The sequence below is a fragment of the Streptomyces odontomachicola genome (assembly GCF_039605595.1).
GTDB lineage: Bacteria > Actinomycetota > Actinomycetes > Streptomycetales > Streptomycetaceae > Streptomyces.
This window is the reverse complement of record NZ_JBCFOK010000020.1, coordinates 66858-87136: the sequence shown is the minus strand read 5'-3', so window position 1 is coordinate 87136 and position 20279 is coordinate 66858. Positions and strand designations below refer to the sequence as shown.

Annotated in this window: 18 protein-coding genes; 6 read left to right on the top strand and 12 right to left on the bottom strand. The window is 75.1% G+C overall.

Features of this window, described 5'->3' with window-relative positions; all coding sequences use genetic code 11:
* Positions 1-52: 52 nt before the first annotated feature.
* From ABEE00_RS30650 to ABEE00_RS30620, 7 genes are all read right to left on the bottom strand, one after another.
* Positions 53-1303: a radical SAM protein gene (locus tag ABEE00_RS30650; protein ID WP_345749000.1), complete on the bottom strand. Its 1251-nt coding sequence runs from the start codon at positions 1301-1303 to the stop codon at positions 53-55.
* Positions 1293-1517 carry a hypothetical protein gene (locus ABEE00_RS30645; protein ID WP_345748999.1) on the bottom strand — a complete coding sequence of 75 codons (225 nt, stop codon included), beginning with the start codon at positions 1515-1517 and terminating at the stop codon, positions 1293-1295. Before ABEE00_RS30645 ends, ABEE00_RS30650 begins: the two co-directional genes overlap by 11 nt.
* Complete coding sequence (locus tag ABEE00_RS30640; RefSeq protein ID WP_345748998.1) at positions 1514-4834, bottom strand: SAV_2336 N-terminal domain-related protein; 3321 nt, start codon at positions 4832-4834, stop codon at positions 1514-1516. The genes ABEE00_RS30645 and ABEE00_RS30640 overlap by 4 nt, the downstream gene beginning before the upstream one ends.
* A gap of 6 nt (positions 4835-4840) precedes the next feature.
* The gene (locus ABEE00_RS30635) at positions 4841-5917 is read right to left on the bottom strand and encodes an AAA family ATPase (protein WP_345748997.1); all 1077 of its coding nucleotides are present in this window, start codon (positions 5915-5917) and stop codon (positions 4841-4843) included.
* A gap of 229 nt (positions 5918-6146) precedes the next feature.
* On the bottom strand, positions 6147-8462 hold the full coding sequence (locus ABEE00_RS30630; protein WP_345748996.1) for a VMAP-C domain-containing protein: 2316 nt from the start codon (positions 8460-8462) through the stop codon (positions 6147-6149).
* Positions 8455-8967: a CU044_2847 family protein gene (locus ABEE00_RS30625; protein ID WP_345748995.1), complete on the bottom strand. Its 513-nt coding sequence runs from the start codon at positions 8965-8967 to the stop codon at positions 8455-8457. The genes ABEE00_RS30630 and ABEE00_RS30625 overlap by 8 nt, the downstream gene beginning before the upstream one ends.
* Before the next feature lie 176 nt (positions 8968-9143).
* Positions 9144-9329 (bottom strand): DUF6104 family protein, encoded by a 186-nt coding sequence (locus ABEE00_RS30620; RefSeq protein ID WP_345748994.1) that lies wholly within the window; start codon positions 9327-9329, stop codon positions 9144-9146.
* 361 nt (positions 9330-9690) lie between these two features.
* Here ABEE00_RS30620 and ABEE00_RS30615 point away from each other — a divergent pair, with 361 nt between their 5' ends.
* From ABEE00_RS30615 to ABEE00_RS30605, 3 genes are all read left to right on the top strand, one after another.
* The gene (locus tag ABEE00_RS30615) at positions 9691-10629 is read left to right on the top strand and encodes a DUF4097 family beta strand repeat-containing protein (RefSeq protein ID WP_345748993.1); all 939 of its coding nucleotides are present in this window, start codon (positions 9691-9693) and stop codon (positions 10627-10629) included.
* A 1-nt stretch (position 10630) separates the two neighbouring features.
* The gene (locus ABEE00_RS30610; RefSeq protein WP_345748992.1) at positions 10631-11590 is read left to right on the top strand and encodes a PadR family transcriptional regulator; all 960 of its coding nucleotides are present in this window, start codon (positions 10631-10633) and stop codon (positions 11588-11590) included.
* A gap of 89 nt (positions 11591-11679) precedes the next feature.
* The gene (locus ABEE00_RS30605) at positions 11680-12462 is read left to right on the top strand and encodes an SDR family NAD(P)-dependent oxidoreductase (protein ID WP_345749063.1); all 783 of its coding nucleotides are present in this window, start codon (positions 11680-11682) and stop codon (positions 12460-12462) included.
* Positions 12463-12660: 198 nt separating this feature from the next.
* Here ABEE00_RS30605 and ABEE00_RS30600 read toward each other — a convergent pair whose 3' ends face one another.
* Positions 12661-13665, bottom strand: a complete 1005-nt coding sequence (locus ABEE00_RS30600) for an acyl-CoA dehydrogenase family protein (protein WP_345749062.1) — start codon at positions 13663-13665, stop codon at positions 12661-12663.
* Positions 13666-13670: 5 nt separating this feature from the next.
* Positions 13671-14843: an acyl-CoA dehydrogenase family protein gene (locus ABEE00_RS30595; RefSeq protein ID WP_345748991.1), complete on the bottom strand. Its 1173-nt coding sequence runs from the start codon at positions 14841-14843 to the stop codon at positions 13671-13673.
* A gap of 190 nt (positions 14844-15033) precedes the next feature.
* On the opposite strand from ABEE00_RS30595, the gene ABEE00_RS30590 reads away from it, so the two are divergent.
* From ABEE00_RS30590 to ABEE00_RS30580, 3 genes are all read left to right on the top strand, one after another.
* Positions 15034-15831 carry an SDR family oxidoreductase gene (locus ABEE00_RS30590; RefSeq protein WP_345748990.1) on the top strand — a complete coding sequence of 266 codons (798 nt, stop codon included), beginning with the start codon at positions 15034-15036 and terminating at the stop codon, positions 15829-15831.
* A 47-nt stretch (positions 15832-15878) separates the two neighbouring features.
* Positions 15879-16499, top strand: coding sequence for a TetR/AcrR family transcriptional regulator (locus tag ABEE00_RS30585; protein WP_345748989.1), 621 nt, complete (start codon positions 15879-15881; stop codon positions 16497-16499).
* Positions 16500-16566: 67 nt separating this feature from the next.
* On the top strand, positions 16567-17751 hold the full coding sequence (locus ABEE00_RS30580; RefSeq protein ID WP_345748988.1) for an acetyl-CoA C-acetyltransferase: 1185 nt from the start codon (positions 16567-16569) through the stop codon (positions 17749-17751).
* Positions 17752-17766: 15 nt separating this feature from the next.
* On the opposite strand, the gene ABEE00_RS30575 is transcribed toward ABEE00_RS30580, so the two are convergent.
* The 3 genes from ABEE00_RS30575 to ABEE00_RS30565 form a co-directional block, all read right to left on the bottom strand.
* Complete coding sequence (locus ABEE00_RS30575; protein ID WP_345748987.1) at positions 17767-18351, bottom strand: Uma2 family endonuclease; 585 nt, start codon at positions 18349-18351, stop codon at positions 17767-17769.
* Between the two features lie 137 nt (positions 18352-18488).
* Complete coding sequence (locus ABEE00_RS30570) at positions 18489-19418, bottom strand: SDR family oxidoreductase (RefSeq protein ID WP_345748986.1); 930 nt, start codon at positions 19416-19418, stop codon at positions 18489-18491.
* Between the two features lie 11 nt (positions 19419-19429).
* The gene (locus ABEE00_RS30565) at positions 19430-20206 is read right to left on the bottom strand and encodes an SDR family oxidoreductase (protein WP_345748985.1); all 777 of its coding nucleotides are present in this window, start codon (positions 20204-20206) and stop codon (positions 19430-19432) included.
* Positions 20207-20279: the final 73 nt, after the last annotated feature.

Genomic DNA, 20279 nt, shown 5'->3' with positions numbered 1-20279 from the left:
CAGGGGATCCGCCGGGAACGCCATGGCCTCCCTGCGGAGAGTCGTGCGTACGTCACTTTACGGAGGGGGAACGGGAATTGGCTGCCGGAAGTTCCCCCGCTTCCCCGGAGCGGCAGGACGCGAGCGCTGCGCCGATGTGCCGTATGAGAGCCTCCAGATCGGCGCAGTAGACGGACGGGTTGCGCAGTCCCGTACGCGGCTCGTAGCGGTGTGCCGGGTTGCCGCCGCCGCACACCCGGCCCACCGGGCAGCGCAGGCAGTCGGCCGCGGGGCGCGGCCCTGGGCCCAGGCTCCCGCGCACCGCGTCGAAGCCATGCCGGAAGACGTCGCAGCCGGTCGCGGCGCCGCCGTGCCGGGTGAAGCGCAGCGAGTCGACCTGCTCCACGCTGCCGTCGGTCTCCACCACGACGGCCGCCGCCGGGGCGCCGCCCAGCGACTCGACCGCGCTGGGCGCGCCGAGCAGCAGCGCGACGACCTCCTCGAAGAGCCGTATCCGCGGCCCCGTACCGCCGTCGGGCCCCGCGCTGCGCCCCCGCTCCCACCAGCGGTCGAAGACCGGCGCGAGCCAGTCGGCGTACGGGGTGGCGCGGGCCGCACGCGCGGGCCGGCCAGGATCGGGGACGCCCGGCGGCGGGGTGGCCCAATTGGCGTGCGGGAGCAGCAGGTCGAGGGTGGGAGGGGCGAGCGCGGCCAGCGAGTCGTAGACGGCGAGGGGGTCCTGCGCGAGGTCGATGGTGCAGAGGATTCCCGCGTACTGCTCCGGGCTGCGGGCCAGCAGCCGGGCCGCGCGCGAGGCGGCCGGCCAGGAGGGGCGGCCCGCGTGGTCGGTGCGCCGCCGGTTCAGCGCCGCGCTGCCGCCGTCGAGGCTGAGGCCCACCCTGATGCCGGCCGCGGCGAGTTCGGCGAGCGCGTGCGGGGTGAGCAGCGTGCCGTTGGTCTGCACGAAGAAGCGCAGCTCGCAGTCGGCGGGCGCGGCGCGGCGCACGGCCGCCGCGTACTCCACCGCCGTGCCGGGCCCGCCGAGCAGCGGCTCGCCGCCGTGCAGGTCGATGCGCGCCGAACGCATGCGGTGCCGCTCCAGGTGCTCGGCTATGCGCGCGGCCGTGCGCCGCATGACCGCGCCGGAGACCCGCGCGGGGTGGTCGCGCCAGGTGCTGTCGGGGCCCTGGTAGAGGTAGCAGTAGTCGCACGCGAGATTGCAGCGGCTGTGCACCTTCAGCACGAACTGGTGGAAGGGCGGCGGCAGTCCGTCATCGTGAGAGCGGGCGGTGGCGTCGTCGGCGTACGCGGTGTCAGTTGCCATCCTTCGGCGAGTCCTCGTAGTAGGCCACCACGGTCTCCGGGTGCCGCAGGCGCTCGGCTATGCCCGGTAACAGCGTGGCGAGCAGGGCGTGCCGCACCGTCCCGTCGGGGAACAGCTCCTCCGGTGCGGGCAGGGGTTCGTCCGAGCGCGGCGGCGGTTCCGGGTGCCGCCGGTCCGGTGCCCGGGTGCCGCAGGCGGCTCTCGGGTCGGTCACCCGCCACCCGCCTCGGCGAGCCGGGCGAGCTGTTCCCGTGCCTGGTGCGCCTCCCGGCTCTCCGGCGCGCCGTGCCGCTCCCAGAGCGCGACGATCTGCTCGTACGCGGCGGTGGCGGGACGCGCGCCGAAGAAGCGCTCGGTCAACTCGGCGCGGGCGCCCAGCAGTTCCGAGGCGCCGGCCGGGTCGTCCGCCTCCTCGGCCGCGCGGGCCGCGTCCAGGTAGAGCGCGGCGGCGCGGGTGGTGCGGCGCACCGGGGAGTCCCCTGAGTGCTGGAGCGCCATCTCGGCGTACGCGCGCCCGGCGTCCCTGCGTATCGAGGGCGGGGCCTCGCGGGAGCGGGTGACCTGGGAGAGCAGTGCCTCGGCCTCCTCCAGGTCGGCGTGCCTGGCCTGGTCCTCGTACCGCTCCAGCAGGCGGGAGGCGAGCAGCGACTGCCAGGCGGCGCAGCGCGCGGGGTCGGCGGTGCGCGCGACGGCGCGGCGCAGCAGCCCGACGGCCTCGCCGAGCTGGTCGCCGCCCGCCGCGTAGTGCTCGGTCGAGGCGAGGAGCGCGCGCACCCTGGCCTCCTCGACGAGCAGCCGTACGTGCTCCTCGCCGTCCTGCGGCAGCGGTGTGCGGGCGAGCCCCAGGTGCCGGGCGGCGGCGACGAGCGGTTCGGTCCCGGCGCCGTCGCGGTGCCGGGCGAGGTGCATGCGGGCTGCCGACTCGTGGGCGCGGGCCGCCAGTTCGGCGTCCCCGCTCCCTTCTGCGTATGCGAGCGCGGCATCCATCTCGGCCTTCACCTGCCCGAATACGGAGTCGTCATGCGGATCGCGCGCGGCGCGGCGGCGTGCCTCGGCGCGGCCCAGCCAGTAACCGGCGAGGTCGGCGGCGCCGCGTGAGCCCGCCGCGGGCTCGGCGGCCTCCAGGTCGGCCAGGGCGTCGGCGGCGTACTCCCTGGCCAGGTCGGGCGTCGGGGTCTCCGGGGAGAGCGGCTCCTCGCCGGCGGAGTAGCGGGAGAGCGCCAGCAGCACGCCGCCGCGCATCTCCCGGGCGGCCGGGCTCAGACCGTCCCTGTCCAGCACGTGGAACGCGCCCATCAGGGCCTGGAAGAAGCCGTCGGACAGCGCCTCGGCCGGCGGCTCGTCCGAGGGGTCGGCGTCCATCCGCCGCACGGTGTCGGCCTGTTCCAGATGGAGCGCCGCCGCGTGCATCAGCCGGCCGGAGAACCCGGGGTCGCCGCCGTCGGCCGACGCGGCGTACGCGCCCGCCGCGTCGCCCAGGAGCGCGGCCACGAAGCGCAGCCTGTCGTCCCCCGGACCGGTGTGCCCCGTGCGCGGCAGCTCCCGCCAGTCGTCGGCGGCGCGGGCCTCGGAGGCGAGCGCCTCCAGCACCGCGCCGAGCTCTTCCCCGTGCCGGTACGCGCGCGCGTCGCCGCCCAGTGCCTCGTACGCCTCCACGAGGTCGCTCCGCATGCCCAGCGCGCGCCAGCGGTGCAGCAGTGCGCGGGAGAGCAGGACCGCGGCGTCGGGGCCCGCCGGGCGCAGGGCGCGCAACTGGGCGATGGCCTGGTCGAGTTCGCGAGCCTCGCTGGTCTCCTCGTACCGCTCCAGGTGCGCGCCCGCGCGGTCCAGGGCGCGGCCGTCGTCCTCGGCGCCGCGCTCGGGGTCCTCCTTCGGCAGGAAGCGGCGCAGCACCGCCTGGGACACCCGCGCGAACGGCGCGCCCACGGCGCCGGGCGGCGCCTCGCCCCGCTCCGCCCTGCCCGCCAGATACGCGGCGGCCACCGCGGGGAAGTTGCGCGCTGTCGTCCCGAAGTGCCGCTCCACATAGCGCGAGCACTCCTTGAGCACGAGCTGCGCCTCGCCGGCGCCGAGCCGCTTGAGCAGCAGCTCGCGCACGCCCTCGCGGAATTCGTACGCGGGCGTGCCGGACGGCGCACCGCGGCCGCGCTTGCGCACCAGCAGGCCGCCGAGCAGCACCTCGGCCAGCTCGGACGGGCCCGTCGCGGGGAGCACGGCGCGCTGCACCAACTGCATGACGGGCAGCAGCAGTTCCGTCGCGGAGAGGAACACCGCGAGCCGCACCGCCTCGGGCGAGGCGCCCCGCTCGAACTTGCGCAGCACCTCGCGCGGCGCCGCCGTGCCCTCACGGGGCGCTGCGCGCGGCCTGGCCGCAGCCGGGTGCGCGGGGTGCACCCAGCCCGCGGCCGCGTTCACGATCACGTCGGTGGCTCCCGAGACGAGCTGCGCCCAGTGGCCGAGCGCGGTCTCGGTCGGCGGCAGCACCGGAACGGGTCGCGCGCCGGGACGCCCGTCCCTGGTGCCCGGCGCCGGGTGGAACTCAAGACGTCCGCCGGGACCCCGGCGCCGCCGCAGCGTGCCGGGCTGCGCGGGCAGATGGGTGCGCCGCCACATGCGCTGCGGCAGCGGCTGGAGCACGGCGACCGGCGTCGTCTGCGCCCACCTGCACAACTGCCGCTGCATGCGGCCGCTGCGCCACATCGGCCCCGCGCAGTCGCTCAGCAGCAGCGTGACCCACTGGCCCGTGGGATCGCGCAGCAGCCCGGCGGGCCGCAGCCCTCCCTCGGGCGCCATGCCGGAGCCGACCACGGGCTCGCCGCTCTCCGCGTCCTCGTGCAGGAAGTGCACCTTGACGTCCCGGAACACCCCGGCGGCCGAGCAGACTTGGCGCAGCTCGGCGCACATCGACTCCCAGGGCGCCATCGAGGACGAGACGTCCATGAGGATGCGCACCCGCGCGGCCCGCCGGGCCCCGGAGCGCAGCACCGGGGTGACGATGCCGGTCTCCGCGGCACGCTCGGCCGTGGCCTGCTCGTCGAGCTCGCGCCGCACGGTCCGCAGCGGGGGCCGGTAGCGCTGCATCGGGCGCAGAGCGCGTTGCAGGGTGAGCGGCGCGGGCAGCACGCGCGCGAGGGGCGCGCGCACCGGGAAGCCCTGGGCGGTGGCCGCCGGAAGGTCCCGCTGCCGCTCGCCGCCGCGGGGCCGGGGCGGCGCCGTCCCGTTCCCGGCGTACTGGTCGCCTCGCCCCGCGTGCAGGGGTACGGAGGCTCCCTCGGCCCCCGTGCCGCCCGGGTCCTGTGTGCTCAGGGCCGTGTCGTCCCCGGTCGCGGCGGAGTCCGGCGCGAGCGGTCCCGCGCCGGACCCGGCGAGCCCGTACCCCGACGCGTGGCCGCCGGGCGCGGACAGTCCGCCGTGCCCGGCGGGGGCGCCGGTCCAGCGGGCGAGCCACAGCGCGTCGGCGAGCTCGGTCGCCGAGGGCTCGACGCCCGCCGAGCGGAGCCGCTCCACCAGTTCCGACAGACCGTCACGCACAGCGCGTCACCCGGCTCCGCCGCCGAAGTCGCCCGCGCCGCTCTGCGCGCCGAGCGGGCCCATCAGCCGGGCCGCGAGCCGCCGTTTGCCGTCGGGGTCGGCCGCGTCGCCGCCGAGCACGCTGCGCTGGGTCAGGTAGATGGCGTTCAAGAGCTGGTCGGCGGCGCGCAGTTCGCCGGGAGGGCTGGAGAGGAACTGGTCGATGATCGCGCTGCTCTCGTCGCTGACCTCGCCGAAGTGCGCCTGCACCATGGCCGCCAGGCGGTCCCTGTCGGGCACCTTGAGGTCCAGGTGGATGCAGCGGCGCAGCAGCGGGAGCGGGAAGTCCCGTTCGCCGTTGCTGGTCATGATCACGATGGGGAACGCCTGGCAGCGCACCCTGCCGCGGCGCACCGTGACCGGGGTGCCGTCGTCGGTGCGGACCCGCACCGCGTCCTGGCCGTCCTCGTCAGCGAGCCTGCTGAGCTCGGGGATCTCGTACTCCCCCTCCTCCAGCACGTTCAGCAGGTCGTTGGGCAGGTCGATGTCGCTCTTGTCCAGCTCGTCCACCAGCAGCACCCGCGGCCTGCGGGTGGGCAGCAGCGCGGTGCCCAGCGGGCCGAGCCGCACATAGCGGCCGATGCCCCCGGCGCCGTGGCCCGCCCCGCCGTCGTGGCCCGCGGCGCCCTCCGGGAGCTGCGCGTCCTGCAGACGGCCGATGGCGTCGTACTGATACAGGCCGTCCCGCAGGGTCGTCCTGCTGAGGACCGGCCACTGCAGCACCCGGCCCAGCTTGAGCTCGTACGCGAGCGAATGCGCCAGCGTGCTCTTCCCCGAGCCCGGCACGCCGGTCACCAGCAGCGGCCGGCGCAGATACAGCGCCGCGTTGATCAGCTCCAGCTCGTGGTCGTCCTCGGCGCCGATCCGCACCCGCGTCTGGCCGCGGCGGCGCGTGGCGCCGGGGTCCATGTCGGGGACCGTCGGGACCGCGTCGTCCGGCACGCCGGACAGCCCGTCGAAGGTGCGCCACGGAGGGGGTGGCGGCAGCGCGTCGATGCCGTCGTGGGGCTCCCCCGCCCCCTTGTAGATCAGCCACTGGCTCACGTCGGGCTCCTCGTAGCGGTCAGGGGGTCCCCGGCGGCCTGCCGGACGCCCCCTCGGTCTCCTCGGTCTGCCGGCCTGTCGTGGTGTCTGGAGCCACGGAGAACGTACCCGTCACCGCCCAGGAAAACGACATGCACCGGAAGCCTGTTTGCGCCACCGCGTCCCCCGGACGCGCCCCGGAGCCGCGGCGGTTCCGCGCGTGCCGCGCTCACGGCGGCGCCCGCCGCGCTCACGGCGGGGAGTCCAGGGCCTCTTCGGAGGCGGGCGCGTACAGCGGGCGGGTGGCGTCGTCGTACAGGATCGCCACCTTGCCGGCCCAGCGCGCCGCCGGGTCCTCGCGCAGCACCCGGGCACGCAGCGCCCTGATGTGCTCGGGGAGTTCGCGCACCGAGCCGACACTGCGCACCGTCCTGGCGAGGCCGCGGTGCAGCTCGTCGCACCGCTCCTCGCAGCGCCCGCCGGGGTGCGCCCCCGAGTGCCAGAGCACCACCCCGTGCCCGCTGTCCACGGCCAGGCCCATCGCGTGCCGCCCGTGGTCGTCACCCGCCGGGCGGCACAGCGTGAGCACGCTGCCGGCCGGCGCATGGCGCAGCCGCTCCTCGGACAGCTCGGCGCGCGAGGGCGGCAGCCGCAGCGCGGACAGCCGCGCGGCGCCCGCGAGCTGCTCCCAGCGGGAGCGCCAGCGCTCGTCGGGCAGCGCCTCCCCGGCGCCGCCGCACCCGTCCTCCGGCGGCTGCTCCACGCGGCGGCTCTGCGCGCGCACCATCACCTGCCGCTGCACGCCGAGCGGCTGATACGCGGGGTTGGTGCCGAACTCGGGCACCACGTCGTACAGCAGCCAGCGCTGCACCGGCAGGTCGAAGTGGCCCTGCGGCAGCGACACTTCCAGCGGCGCCTTGCGCTGCGGCGTGTCCAGCTCGCGGAACATCTCGCGCAGCCACTGCCGCAGCGCGCCGACCAGCTCCGGCTCCGGGATGCCGGCGCGCGGCTCCAGCACCTTCTCGTACGCGGGCCCGGTGCCGTCGGCCGTCTGGCCGCGCAGGTACGCGTGGAAGGCGGGCGGCGCGCCGGGCCTGCCGCCCGAGTAGTGCGCGAGCTCCAGCTCCAGCAGCGCTGTGGGGCCCTCGCCCGGCACCGTGCCCGAGGGCAGCCCCTCGGGCAGGCCGACGGTGTTGACCAGCAACTTCTGCTCGCCGCGCAGGCGTTGGACGCGGCGCTCCAGCCACCCGCGCAGGGGCTCGCCCGCGCCGGGCGAACGCTGCTCGGCCCACAGCGCGGCCAGCCGCGCGTAACGCAGGAACGGCAGCTCCTCGTACGTCACATCGTCCTCGTACAGGCAGCCGTGCCCGTCCCGCAGCGTGCGCAGCCCGTGCGGCAGCGGTCCGGGGTCCTCGATGAGGGCCGCCTTGACCAGGCGCTTGACCACGTTCTGATCGCCGGGGTCGGGCAGCTCGCCGAAGATCCCCAGCAGCTCGGCGCGGTCGCCCGGCGTCCACCTGCCCTGTCCAGCGCCCCGGCCGAGCTCCTCCTGCAGCGACGCCCAGCCGCGCCCCGCGCCGGCCAGCTCCTCCGCGTGCCAGCGGTCGTGACGCCGCATCAGCTCGGCGTACGGGTCGAGGGCGGGGCTCCGGGTGTACGGGTCCGGGTGCTGGCTCGTGTGCGGGTCCGGGTGCGGGTCCGGGCGCTGGTCCGGGTGCTGGCTCGTGTGCAGGCTCTCGGCGTGGGCGCAGAGCGGGTCGGCCTCGTCCAGCGCGCGGAGCACGGCGGTGCTGACGGCCAGCCCGCCGAGGGCGATGCCGCCCGAACTGTCCGTGCTGTTCCGCTTGACCAGGCCGACGACGGCGCCGCGCGCCGTGTCCACGACCGGTCCCCCGGAGACGCCGCGCGGGATCTGGCTGTCGGGCCCGAGCCGGATGCCGTACGGCGCGTCCTCCCCGCCGCAGGCGAAGTTGCCGGTCCACGCGTGAAGCCGCCCGCGCTGCTCGTACCAGCCGTACGCGGTCAGCTCCGACTCCGCCGTGGGCAGCGCGGCGCGGTCGCTGAGCCATACGCAGTGGTGCCGCGGGCCCGTGCCGTCGAGCCTGAGCAGCGCGAAGTCGGCGTCGGCCGGGACCTGTTCGCCCCGGCGCGCGGGAACGCCCGGCGGCCAGTAGCCGACCCGCGCGGGCACCTCGCACTCCTCTCCCTCCTCGTCGAGGAGCGCCACCAGCACCGTGCGCCGCAGCCATCCGCAGCCGTCGGGCGAGCAGGCGTCCCCTGCGCCGGGGCCCGGCTCCGTACGCGGCGCGGGCACCCCGTCCAGGAAGCGCGGGCCCCGGGCCGTCGCGGGTCTGCGGGGCGCGGGCGGCGCGGCGGAGGCGCCGGTCGAACCGCCGGGCGCGCCCCGGGAGTCCTCGCCCAGGCCGTCCCTGAGCACGTGCGCGGCGGTGAGCACCCAGCCGGGCGCGACCAGGAAGCCCGAGCCCCAGAACCGGCCGTCCTCGCCGGAGATCCGCACCGTCGCCCGCTTCACCAGCCGGCCGAGGAGGGCGGCGGCCTCACTCACGCCCGCCTCCCCTTCCGGGGCGGTCGTCGGTGGGGCGTTCACCGGCGGGGCGTTCGTCGGCGCGGCGGCCGTCGGCCGGGCGGTCCCTGTCGGCGCCTGCGTGGCCCCCGTCGGTGTCCGATCGGTCGCTGTCGGCGCGGTCGCGTGCCCTGTGCTCGTCCGCGTACCAGGTGAGGGTCACCGAGAGCGAGCCCTTCGCCTCGGCGTCGGCCAGGAAGGCCACCGCCTTCCCCGACTTGGCGGCCAGCTCCAGGCCGAAGGTCACCGCGACCTCGTCCGGTCCCGCCTGCCGCGCCGCGGCCACGACGCTCCGGCCCACATGCGCGATGACCTGCCGCATCTCACCGGCGCGCGCGACCACGCCGTCGAGCGCGCCGACGTCCTGGCCCTGGCCGTACTCGGCGGGGCCGTGCGCGAGGGCCAGCTCCTCGGCGTCCAGGGACTCCACCCTGGCCAGCACCACTTCGCCGTCCCCGAGATCGATCTCCCGCACCCGGTACGCCATGCCCGGCACCCCCGTTCCCCTGCAACACCCGTGCACGCTGCGCCGATTGAGGTGATCCAGGTTACTGCGCGCGGCCGCCGTACCGGGAGCGCACGGGCTGTCTCAGGCCATCTCAGGCCACTTCAGGCCACCTCAGGTCCCGGGGGTGCCGGGGCCGCGCGTACCTTCCGCTCGGCTCACTCGTCGTCCTCGTCCTCGTCGTCGAGGCGGGCCAGCCAGGTCGCGAGCCGCTCGACCGGCACCTCGAAGTCGGGGTTGAGGTCGACGAACGTGCGCAGCTGGTCGGCCAGCCACCCGAGGGTGACCTGCTCCTCGCCGCGCCGCTCGTCCAGCTCCTCGATGCCGCGGTCGGTGAAGTACACGGAAAGCTCCTGTTGTGCGGACCTGTGGTTCGGCACCAGGGTATGCGGGCCGCGCGAGGGGTACGGGCGCGCGGTGGGCGGTGATACGGGGCCGATATGCGACCGGTATGCGGGAGGGGGCGGCGGCTGCTGCGGCTTGGTCGGGGCTCGGTCGGGGAGGGGTCGCGGACGGGGATCGGCCGCGGAGGGGCCCGCGGGCGGGGCTCGGTCGCGGAGGGGCCCGCGGGCGGCTCGCGAATTGGGCCTTGCCGCGTCGCCGCACGCGACATATCGTGTTTGGAGACAGACGCGATATGTCGCCCCTCCGGGTGCCCGGTCACGGCCGTGCACGCGCGGGGCGGCCCGTCCTGGGGAGGCCGCCGTGCCCGCCGATTCCGCCGACTCCTCGTGGGAGATCACCGAGCCACGCACCCTCGACTTCGAGGGCCCCTTCGCCGAGCTGCACGTACGCATCGTCAACGGCGCGGTGAACGTCGTCGGCACCGAAGACCCCGGTGCCCGCGTCGAGATAGCGGAGGTGAGCGGCCCGCCGCTGCGGGTGCGCCGCACCGGCGGCGTTCTGGAGATCGATTACGAGGACGTGCCCTGGAAGGGCTTTCTCAAGTGGCTGGACCGCAAGGGCTGGCAGCGCAGGGCGGTGGTGTCGGTCTCGGTCCCCGCCGGGGTGCGGCTGACCGTCGGCGTGGTCGGCGCCGACGCGGTGGTCTCCGGGATAGCGGGCCGCACCGAGGTGCGCGGGGTCTGGGGCGGCACCACCCTGGTCGGGCTCACCGGCGCGGTGCGGGCCGACACCGTTTCGGGGGACGTGGAGACCCAGGGGCTCGCGGGCGGAATGCGGTTCAACTCCGTGTCCGGCGGGCTCACGATGATCGACACGGTGGGCTCCCAGGTGCGGGCCGACTCGGTCAGCGGCTCGATGGTGCTCGACCTCGCTCCGGGGGGCGGCCCCGATGTGGTGCTGTCCACGGTCTCGGGGGAGATAGCGGTGCGGCTGCCGGAGCCGACGGACGCCCGGGTGCAGGTCAACACCGCGAGCGGCGCCGTCTCCACGGCCTTCGACGGGCTGGGCAGCGCGGGCCAGTGGGGCGCGTGGCGACTCTCGGGGAAGCTGGGCACGGGCCGCGGCAGGGTGAAGGCGGACACCGTCTCCGGTTCGGTCGCGCTGCTGCGCAGGCCGCCGGACCCGGACGAGACCGGGGACGCCATGGACGGGTCCACGGGCGAGCCCGCGGACGGAGCACGCGGCGGCGTCCCGGACGATGTTCCCGAAGACGCCCCCTCGTTCAGCAAGGATGTGTGACATGCCCCCGGTCTTCGCACACGGACGCCTCCGGCTCTACCTGCTCAAGCTGCTGGACGAGGCACCGCGCCACGGGTACGAGGTGATCCGCCTGTTGGAGGAGCGCTTCCAGGGCCTGTACGCCCCCTCGGCCGGCACCGTGTACCCGCGGCTGGCCAAGCTGGAGGCCGAGGGCCTGGTGCGGCACACCACCGAGCGCGGCCGCAAGGTGTATGCGCTCACCGACGCGGGCCGCGCCGAAGTCGCCGACCGGCAGGGCGAGCTGGCCGAGCTGGAGGTGGAGATCCGCGAGTCCCTGGCGGCGCTCGCCGAGGGCATCAGGGAGGACGTCAGCGGTTCGGCGCAGGATCTGCGCCGCGAGGTGCGCGAGCAGGCCGAGCGCACCCGGGCCGACGCGCGGGGCGCTGCGGGCGCCGCCAAGTACGGCGACTGGGACTCCTGGCGGCAGGCCAAGGAGGACGTGCGCCGCGCGGGCGAGGGGTGGAAGGAGCAGGCCAAGCGCGCCAAGAAGGAGGCGCAGCAGGCCAAGCGGCAGGCCAAGGAGGCGGAGTCGCGCGCCGAGGCGGCCGAGGAGGTGCGGCGCATCGCCCGGCAGGTGCAGGACCAGGTGCAGACCCGCGCCAAGAGCGGCGACTGGCCGGGCGCGGTCCGCGACGGCATGTCCGAACTCGCCCGCGGAATGGGCCAGCTCGGCCGCATCACCGGCTACACGACGCCCTGGCCCCCGCATGTCCAGCCGGACCCGGCAGGCGCGGCCGGTGCGGAGACCGACACCGAGCCCGACGACACCCCGCCCAGTGAGGACCCGGTCCGCGACCTGGAACGGCTCCTGGACACCTTCCGCGACGAGATCCGCGACACCGCCCGCGACAACGGGGTGACGGACGCCCAACTGCGCGAGGCGCGGCGACACTTGTCGACGGCGTCAGCGCACATCGCGGCGCTGCTGCGGAGCGAGTGAGCGAACAGGGGTCGTGAAGCAGCCCCGGCCGGAATCGGGGTCGCTGCATGGCTTCCCTTCTCCGGGCGTACGGCGTAGTCCTGCCGCTCATGGCCGAGGACTCGGGAAATCCCTTTTCGCTGTGCGGGCGCGTGGCGCTCGTGACGGGGGCCGCGCAGGGGCAGGGTGCGGCGCACGCGCGGGCGCTGGCCGGTGCCGGGGCGCGCGTCCTGCTCACGGATGTCGCGGAGGAGGCGGGCGCGCGGCTCGCCGAGGATCTGCGCGGCGAAATCGGCGACGAGGCGGCCGAGTTCGCGCCGCACGACGTGAGGTCGGCGGCGGACTGGGACCGGGTGGTGGACACGGCGACGAGCCGGTACGGGAGGCTCGACGTGCTGGTCAACAACGTCGGCGTGTGGCGCACGGCGCCGGTCGGCGAACAGTCCGAGGAGGGCTTCAGGGAGCTGCTCGACATCAACCTGATCGGCCCCTTCCTGGGCATCCGGGCCGTGCTGCCCGCGATGCGCGCGGCCGGCGGCGGCTCGATCGTCAACATCTCCTCGAAGGCGGGACTCACGGGGATTCCGGGGCACAGCGCGTACGGGGCGACGAAGTTCGGACTGCGCGGGCTGACCCGCTCGGCGGCGCTGGACGTGGCGGCGGAGGGCATCCGCGTCAACTCCGTACACCCCGGCATGATCGACACTCCCGCGATCGCACGCGTCACGGGCGGCGGCGAGGACGTACGGACCCGCGACTACCCGAACATCCCGCTGCGCCGCATAGGCACCCCGGAGGACGTCGCCCACCTGGTCCTGTACTTGGCGTCCGACGCGTCGGCGTACGTGACAGGAGCAGAGTTCGCGGTGGACGGCGGCACGACGGCGCGTTAGCGAGCTCCGCGGTGTGGTCGCCCCACTCTGAGACCGCCGACCACTTCCGCAGGCACTTCCGCAGTGGCCAAGCGCCGCTGCGGCGGAGGGGGACCTTGGCGTGCCCGGCACCGAGAAACCCTCTCCGCCGCAGCGGCAATCGACGACAGCAGACGTGGCCGGCGGTGGAAGCGCAGCCCGCGCGGACGCACCGGAGCGCTAGCGCAGCACCGCCGCGCGGCAAGCCCCCGGCGCACCCCAAACCCCCCGCAGCGCCCGCGCCTTCCTCAGCAGCAGCGTCAGGTCGTACTCGTCGGTGTAGCCCAGCGCGCCATGCACCTGGAGGGCCGTGCGGGCCGCCGCGTACGACGCCTCGCCGCAGGCGGCCTTTGCCGCGTACAGGTCGCGGGATGCGAAGTCGCCCCCGCCCACGGCGACCGCGGCGCCGTACAGCAGCGGCCGCGCGAATTCCAGTTCCACCGCCACGTCCGCGAGCTGGTGCTTCACCGCCTGGAACGACCCGATCGGCCTCCCGAACTGCACCCGCTGCGCCGCGTGCCGCGTGCCGCCCTCCAGCAGCGCCTGCCCGGCGCCGAGTGCCTGCGCCGCGGTGAGCAGCACCGCGACCGCGTACAGCCGCTCCGTATCGGCGGGAAGGGGCGCGCCGTCGGGGACGCAGCGCACGAGATGGCGTACGGGGTCGATGGAGGGGCGCGGCGAGCCCTCCGCGACCGCCCCCCGCAGCACGCCGCCCTCCAGCACGAACGCCGCGTCCGCCACGTGCGCGTCCAGCGCGTGCCCCTCCGCCGCCGGGTCGGCGACCGTCAGCAGCGCGTCCCCCTCCAGGGCCGGGACCAGCCAGGAGGAGGAAGAGGCCGAGGGCGGCCTGCCGTCCGGCGCCGCATCCCTGCCCGTCGCAGGGCCTGCCCCCAAGCCCGCCGCCAGCGCGACCGTCTCGACGGCCGGGCCGGGCACGCCGGCCCGGCCCAACTCAACGAACGCCGAGGCCAGTTCGGGCGTACGGAAGCCGAGCCCGCCCTCCCTCTCCTCGGGCACGGCGAGCGCCACCAGCCCCGTGCCGGCGAGGGCGCGCCACAGTTCGCCGCCGGGCCCGCGGTCGCCCGCCGCCCAGGCGCGCGCCGCCTTCAGGGGTGCGGCGTCCTCCAGCAGCCGCCGCAGCGTGTCCGCATAGGCCGCGTGCTCCTCATCGGGGTGGAAGTGCATGGCGTTCACCGCCCCTTCGGCAGGCCGAGCAGCCGCTCGGCGATGATGTCGCGCTGGATCTCGTTGGTGCCCGCGTACACCGGGCCCGCGAGGGCGAAGACCCAGCCGTCGAGCCAGCCGTCCAGCGGCGGTTCGCCGTCGGCGAGTTCGCCCAGCGGGCCGAGCAGGTCGAGGGCCGTCTCGTGCAGGGCGATGTCGAGCCGCGACCAGAAGACCTTGTTCATGGAGGACTTGGCGCCGGCCGCGCGCCGCGCGGCTTCGGAGACGGCCGCGCCCTCCGGCTCGGAGACCGCCGCATACCCCGCGAGCTGGTACGCGCGCGCCCTGATCCACGCGTCAGCGACCCGCTCCCCCAGCGCCGTGTCACCCGCGCCGGCCTCCTCGTACAACGCCCGCAGCCGCGACGCCGACGCCATGAAGCGGCCCGGCGAACGCAGCGTCAGCCCCCGCTCGTTGCCCGCCGTCGACATCGCCGCGCGCCAGCCCTCGCCGGGCTGCCCGACCACGTCCTCGTCCGGCACGAAGACCCGGTCGAGGAAGATCTCGGCGAAGGCCGGCTTCCCGTCGAGGCGGCCGATGGGGCGGACCGTCACGCCGGGCGCGGACAGCGGGAACATCGCGTACGTGAGGCCCCGGTGCCGCCCCGCCTCCGGGTCCGAGCGGAAGAGGCCGAAGGCGCGGTCGGCGAACGCGGCCCGCGAGGACCAGGTCTTCTGGCCGCTCAACAGCCAGCCGCCGTCCGCGCGTTCGGCCCGCGAGCGCAGCGCGGCCAGGTCGGAGCCCGCCTCCGGCTCGGACCACGCCTGCGCCCAGACGACCTCGCCGCGCGCCATCGGCGGGAGTACGCGGCCGAGCTGCTCCTGTGTGCCGTGCGCGAAGAGGGTGGGGGCGAGCAGGCTGATGCCGTTCTGGCTCACCCGGCCCGGCGCGCCCGCCGCGTAGTACTCCTCCTCGAAGAGCAGCCACTCGGTGAGGCTCGCGCCCCGGCCCCCGTACTCCTGCGGCCAGGAGACCACCGACCAGCCGCCGGCGTGCAGTTCGGCCTCCCACTCGCGGTGCGCGGCGAAGCCCTCGGCCGTCTCCAGGGACGGCAGCGGCTCGCGCGGCACATGGGAGGCCAGCCAGGCGCGGGCCTCCTCCCTGAACGCCTGCTCGCTCTCGCTGAAGGTCAACTCCATGGCACGGCACCCGCCCAACGCTCCGCACGACCGACCGGTTCCCTAACAAGTGTTTGGTAGATTACCGTGGCTCTCAACTTCCCGTCGAGAGCGGGGAGTCGGCCGGCCCGCTCGGAACGCGGCGCGGGCCGCAGGCGTACACGGCGCACGCTGGGCGCAAGGCGCCCGCCGCGCACACGAGGAGGCTCCCGTGGTGTTCCAGGCCCCCGACCCCGTACCGCCGCACGGCCTGCTCGCCGGCCGTGCGGTCGTCGTCACCGCCGCCGCGGGCAGCGGGATCGGCGGCGCGACCGCGCGGCGCGTCCTGGCGGAGGGCGCGGCCGGATGCGTGCTCGGCGACACCCACGAGCGGCGCCTCGCGGAGACGCACAAGGAGCTGGCCGGCGAGTTCGGCGAGGAGCGCGTGGCCTCGCTGCGCTGCGACGTGACCGCGGAGGAGGAGGTACGGGCGCTGCTGGCGCTGTGCACCGAGCGGTACGGGCGGCTCGACGTGCTGGTCAACAACGCGGGCCTGGGCGGCACGTCGGAGCTCACCGAGATGACCGACGAGCAGTGGTCGCGGGTGCTGGACGTGACGCTGAACGGCACGTTCCGGTGCACCCGCGCGGGGCTGCGGACCATGCGCGAGCAGGAGGGACCGGCCCGCGGCGTGATCGTCAACAACGCCTCGGTTGTGGGCTGGCGCGCCCAGCGCGGGCAGGCGCACTACGCGGCGGCGAAGGCGGGCGTGATGGCGCTGACCCGCTGCGCGGCCGTGGAGGCGGCGGACTTCGGCGTACGGGTCAACGCGGTGGCGCCGAGCCTGGCCATGCACCCGAATCTGGTGAAGGTCACCACCCCCGAGCTCCTCGACGAGCTCACCTCGCGCGAGGCCTTCGGGCGGTACGCGGAGCCGTGGGAGGTGGCCAACGTGATCGTCTTCCTCGCCTGCGGCTACTCCTCGTACATGACCGGCGAGACGGTCCCGGTCAGCAGCCAGCGGGCGTGAACGCGGTGCCCGCATCCGGCCGCCCGGGCGCGGCCGACAATGGACGCATGACAGGACGCACGACTGCAGGGCAGACGGCTGCGCGGAAGCCCCCGGCGGCGCGGCGCGGCGAGCTGCTGGCCACGGCGGCCGAGGTCTTCGCCGAGCAGGGCTACAACGCGACGACCGTACGCACCATCGCGGACCGCGCGGGGATGCTCGCGGGCAGCCTCTACTACCACTTCGACTCCAAGGAGTCGATGGCGGACGAGATCCTCTCCGCCTTCCTGGACGAACTGTGGGCCGGCTACGAGCGGGTGCGGGAAGCGGACCTCTCGCCGCGCGCCACCTTCGAGGGGCTCGTCGCGGTCTCCTTCACGCAGATGGACAGGCACAGGCCCGCGGTCGCGCTCTACCAGCGGGAGGCGCGGCGGCTCGCCGAGCTGCCCCGCTTCGGCTATCTCACCGAGTCCCAGCGGCGGTTCCAGGAGCTGTGGACACAGACGCTGGAGCGCGGCGTCGCGGACGGCAGCTTCCGCGCGGGCCTGGACGTGCCGGTCGCGTACCGCTTCGTGCGCGACACGGTGTGGGTCGCCGCCGTCTGGTACCGGCCGGGCGGGCGGCTGAGCGCGGAGCAGATGGCGGAGCGGTACAGCGCGATGGTCCTCGACGGAATCGCGGGACCGTAGTCGGGAAGCTCAGTCGGGAAACCCAGTCGGGAAACTCAGTCGGGAACGGACCCGGAGGTGCACTTACATGGCGAACGGCACGCATGAGGTGGCAGCGCGCGAGGCGTATCTCGTGGAGGCGGTCCGCACCCCGGTCGGCAAGCGCGGCGGCGCGCTGTCCGGCGTGCACCCGGCCGACCTGGGCGCGCACGTGCTGCGCGCGCTCATGGAGCGCTCGGGCGCCGACCCCGAGGCGGTGGACGACGTGGTGTTCGGCTGCCTGGACACGGTGGGCCCGCAGGCCGGGGACATCGCGCGCACCTGCTGGCTGGCGGCCGGGCTGCCCGAGTCGGTACCGGGCGTGACGGTGGACCGGCAGTGCGGCTCCTCGCAGCAGGCGGTGCACTTCGCGGCGCAGGCGGTGCTGTCGGGCACCTGTGACCTGGTGGTCGCGGGCGGCGTGCAGAACATGTCGCAGATCCCCATCGCGTACGCGACCCGCGGCGCAGCCGAGCCGCTGGGCCTGACGGAGGGCCCGTACGCGGGTTCGCTCGGCTGGCGCGCGCGGTACGGGGACGCGCCGGTCGACCAATTCCACGGCGCGGAGATGATCGCCGAGCAGTGGGGGATCACCCGGGCCGAGATGGAGGAGTTCGCGCTGCGCTCGCACCAGCGGGCCGTGCGCGCGGGCGACGAGGGCCGCTTCGCGCGGGAGATCGTGCCGTACGGGGACTTCGCGGCCGACGAGGGGCCGCGGCGGGGGACCACCGCGGAGAAGATGGCCGCCCTGGACCCCCTGGTCGAGGGCGGGAGGCTCACCGCCGCCGTGTCCTCGCAGATCTCCGACGCGGCCTCCGCGGTCCTGGTCGCCTCCCCGGCGGCGGTACGCGAACACGGCCTGACCCCGCGGGCCCGCGTCCACCACGTCTCGGCCCGCGCCGAGGACCCGATCCGCATGCTCTCGGCCCCGATCCCGGCCACCCGCCACGCCTTGAAGAGGGCCGGCATGTCGATGGACGACATCGACCTGGTCGAGATCAACGAGGCCTTCGCCCCGGTGGTCCTGGCCTGGCTACGCGAGACCGGCTACCCCGCCGAAAAGGTCAACGTGAACGGCGGCGCCATAGCCCTGGGCCACCCCTTGGGCGCCACCGGCACCCGCCTGCTGACAACCCTCCTCCACGAGCTGGAGCGCACGGGGGGCCGCTTCGGGCTCCAGACCATGTGCGAGGGCGGGGGTCAGGCGAACGTGACGATCGTGGAGCGGATGTGAGGGGCCCTGCGGGGCTCAGAACTCGCTGGTGTCGAGATCGAACCCGAGGGGCTCGGGCAGGGCGATCACCTTGGAGAACTTGGCGGATTCCTGCCTGCCGTACTTCTCCCCCTCGGGCTCGCTGTAGACGATCACCTCGTCGCGCAGGCGGTCGAGCAGGAGGTAGACGGGGATACCGGCAAGGGCGTAGCCGCGCAGCTTGGCGCCGCGGTCTGCATCAGCGGTGGACTCGGAGGTCACCTCGCCGACGAGGAGCGCCGCGGACGGGTCGTGATACTGCTCGCGGTCTACGTAGCTTCCCTTGGGAGCAATGATCACGTCGGGCACGACCTTGCCGGTCGGTGACCCCGGAACATCGAGCCCGACGCCCGTGTAGGTACGAAGCTCGCTCCTCTTCCGCCGCTCCGCGGTCTGGGTGGAGAGCTCGGCCACGATTTCCTCGTGCTCGCCGAAAGCCGGTGGTACCACGTGGATCTCCCCTTCGATCAACTCCACGCGCCACCCCACCGGGGCCGCCGCGTCGAACGCTTCGAAGGCGTCCTCGACCGACATCGCCTTGTCGGCCATACCGGACTCACGCTCTGGGGCTGTCAGTGCCACGGTGGACCTCCTTCGTTACGGAGCGACACTTCCAGAATACGAGGTCGCCCAGGAGGGCATCCGGCAGCGACTCACACAGCCGTGCGACAAGTAACGTTTTTGCAGCTCACCGACACCACGAACGTGCTAGCGACCGCTCACTCCGCCCCATACACCCCCTCCGCCTCCGGCGACTTGGCCAGCAGGTCGCGTACGGGGCCGTCCAAGTCAGCCGGGGACCAGCGGGCACCCCCGTCCACCGACTCCGCGCGGCGCCAGCCGTCCATCAGGGTGACGCGGCCCGCCTCCGCCTCGAAGACCCGGCCCGTCACGCCGTGGGAAGCGGAGGAGCCCAGGTAGACGACCAGGGGGGAGACGTTTTCCGGGGCCATCGGGTCGAATGCCGTGGGGTCTTCGGGGGCCGCCATGTCCTCGGCGAAGGCCTTCTCCGTCATGCGGGTGCGGGCCGCCGGGGCGATCGCGTTGACCTGGACTCCGTAGCGGGCGAACTCCGCCGCGGCGACCAGGGTGAGCGTGGCGATGCCCGCCTTGGCCGCTGAGTAGTTGCCCTGGCCGACGGCGCCCAACAGGCCCGCGCCGGAGCTCGTGTTGACGATCCGGGCGTCGGGGGTCCGGCCCGCCTTGGACTCGGCGCGCCAGTGCTGCGCCGCCTGCTGCATCGGCAGGAAGTGGCCCTTGAGGTGGACGCGCACGACCGCGTCCCAGTCCTCCTCGGCGAGGTTGATCAGCATGCGGTCGCGCAGGAAGCCCGCGTTGTTGACCAGCGTGTGCAGCGCGCCGAAGTGGTCGAGGGCCGTACGGATCAGGCCCGCAGCTCCCGCGGAGGACGCCACGTCGTCGGCGGACGCCACCGCCTCGCCGCCCCCGGCACGGATCTCCGCCACCACCTCCTCGGCCGGCGAGGGGCCGCCCGCGCCCCCGTCGAGCCCGACGCCCAGGTCGTTGACCACGACCCGCGCCCCGGCCCGCGCGAACGCCAGCGCGTGCGCGCGCCCGAGCCCGCGCCCCGCACCGGTGACGATCACGACCCGTCCGTCAGCAATGAGCTGTTCCTGTCCCGCCTGCATGGTGATCCTCCTCAACTCGGCTTTCCGGCCTGCCCGTTCACGTTCGCCGCCGCCAGGAAAGCGGGCCGCTCCCCTCCCCCGTGCACGGCCAGCTCCGCGCCCGTGATGTAACCCGCGCGCTCCGGCGAGGCGAGGAACACGCACGCCTCCCCCACCTCGCGCGGCTCCGCAAGACGCCCGAGCGGCACGGTGCGGCCCACCGCCGCGACCCCCTCGGCGTCCCCGTAGTGCAGCTCCGTCAGCTCCGTACGGACCATCCCGGCGACCACCGTGTTCACCCGCACCCCGTCCTCGGCCCACTCCACGGCGAGCGAGCCCGCGAGCGAGGCGAGGCCCGCCTTGGCCGCGCCGTACGCGGCCGTGCCCGGCGAGGGCCGGTCGCCGCTCACGCTGCCGATCATCACGATCGCGCCGCCGCCCGGCTGCCCGCGCATCACGGCGTGCGCGGCGCGCGAGACGAACAGCGGGGCGGTCAGGTTCAGTTCGAGCACCCGCGCGTGCCGCCGCGCCTCGCCCTCGGCCGCCGGCCGGTACGGACTGCCGCCCGCGTTGTTGACCAGCACGTCGAGGCTGCCGTGCTCGCGCGCGACCTGCGCGCACAGGTCGCCCGCCGCGTCCGCGTCCCGCACGTCCAGCGGCAGGAACCGCGCGGCGCGGCCGCCCTGCGACACCGGCTCCTCCGGTGCGCTGCGCGCGCACACCACCACCTCGGCGCCCTCCGCCAGGAAGGCCCGCGCGATGCCCGCGCCGACGCCCCGCGTTCCGCCGGTCACCATCACGACCGCCATCGCCGCACCACTCCCGCCCGTGCTTCCGCTCGCCTGTGGATCAACTCGCGCTGTTCCCCGGCCGGTTGGCCGC

What these genes read in the sequence shown, in the direction of transcription:
- ABEE00_RS30595 (WP_345748991.1), bottom strand. Translation starts at nt 14,843, where the DNA reads ATGGAGTTGACCTTCAGCGAGAGCGAGCAGGCGTTCAGGGAGGAGGCC.
- ABEE00_RS30605 (WP_345749063.1), top strand. Translation starts at nt 11,680, where the DNA reads ATGGCCGAGGACTCGGGAAATCCCTTTTCGCTGTGCGGGCGCGTGGCG.
- ABEE00_RS30650 (WP_345749000.1), bottom strand. Translation starts at nt 1,303, where the DNA reads ATGGCAACTGACACCGCGTACGCCGACGACGCCACCGCCCGCTCTCAC.
- ABEE00_RS30580 (WP_345748988.1), top strand. Translation starts at nt 16,567, where the DNA reads ATGGCGAACGGCACGCATGAGGTGGCAGCGCGCGAGGCGTATCTCGTG.
- ABEE00_RS30570 (WP_345748986.1), bottom strand. Translation starts at nt 19,418, where the DNA reads ATGCAGGCGGGACAGGAACAGCTCATTGCTGACGGACGGGTCGTGATC.
- ABEE00_RS30585 (WP_345748989.1), top strand. Translation starts at nt 15,879, where the DNA reads ATGACAGGACGCACGACTGCAGGGCAGACGGCTGCGCGGAAGCCCCCG.
- ABEE00_RS30565 (WP_345748985.1), bottom strand. Translation starts at nt 20,206, where the DNA reads ATGGCGGTCGTGATGGTGACCGGCGGAACGCGGGGCGTCGGCGCGGGC.
- ABEE00_RS30625 (WP_345748995.1), bottom strand. Translation starts at nt 8,967, where the DNA reads ATGGCGTACCGGGTGCGGGAGATCGATCTCGGGGACGGCGAAGTGGTG.
- ABEE00_RS30610 (WP_345748992.1), top strand. Translation starts at nt 10,631, where the DNA reads ATGCCCCCGGTCTTCGCACACGGACGCCTCCGGCTCTACCTGCTCAAG.
- ABEE00_RS30600 (WP_345749062.1), bottom strand. Translation starts at nt 13,665, where the DNA reads ATGCACTTCCACCCCGATGAGGAGCACGCGGCCTATGCGGACACGCTG.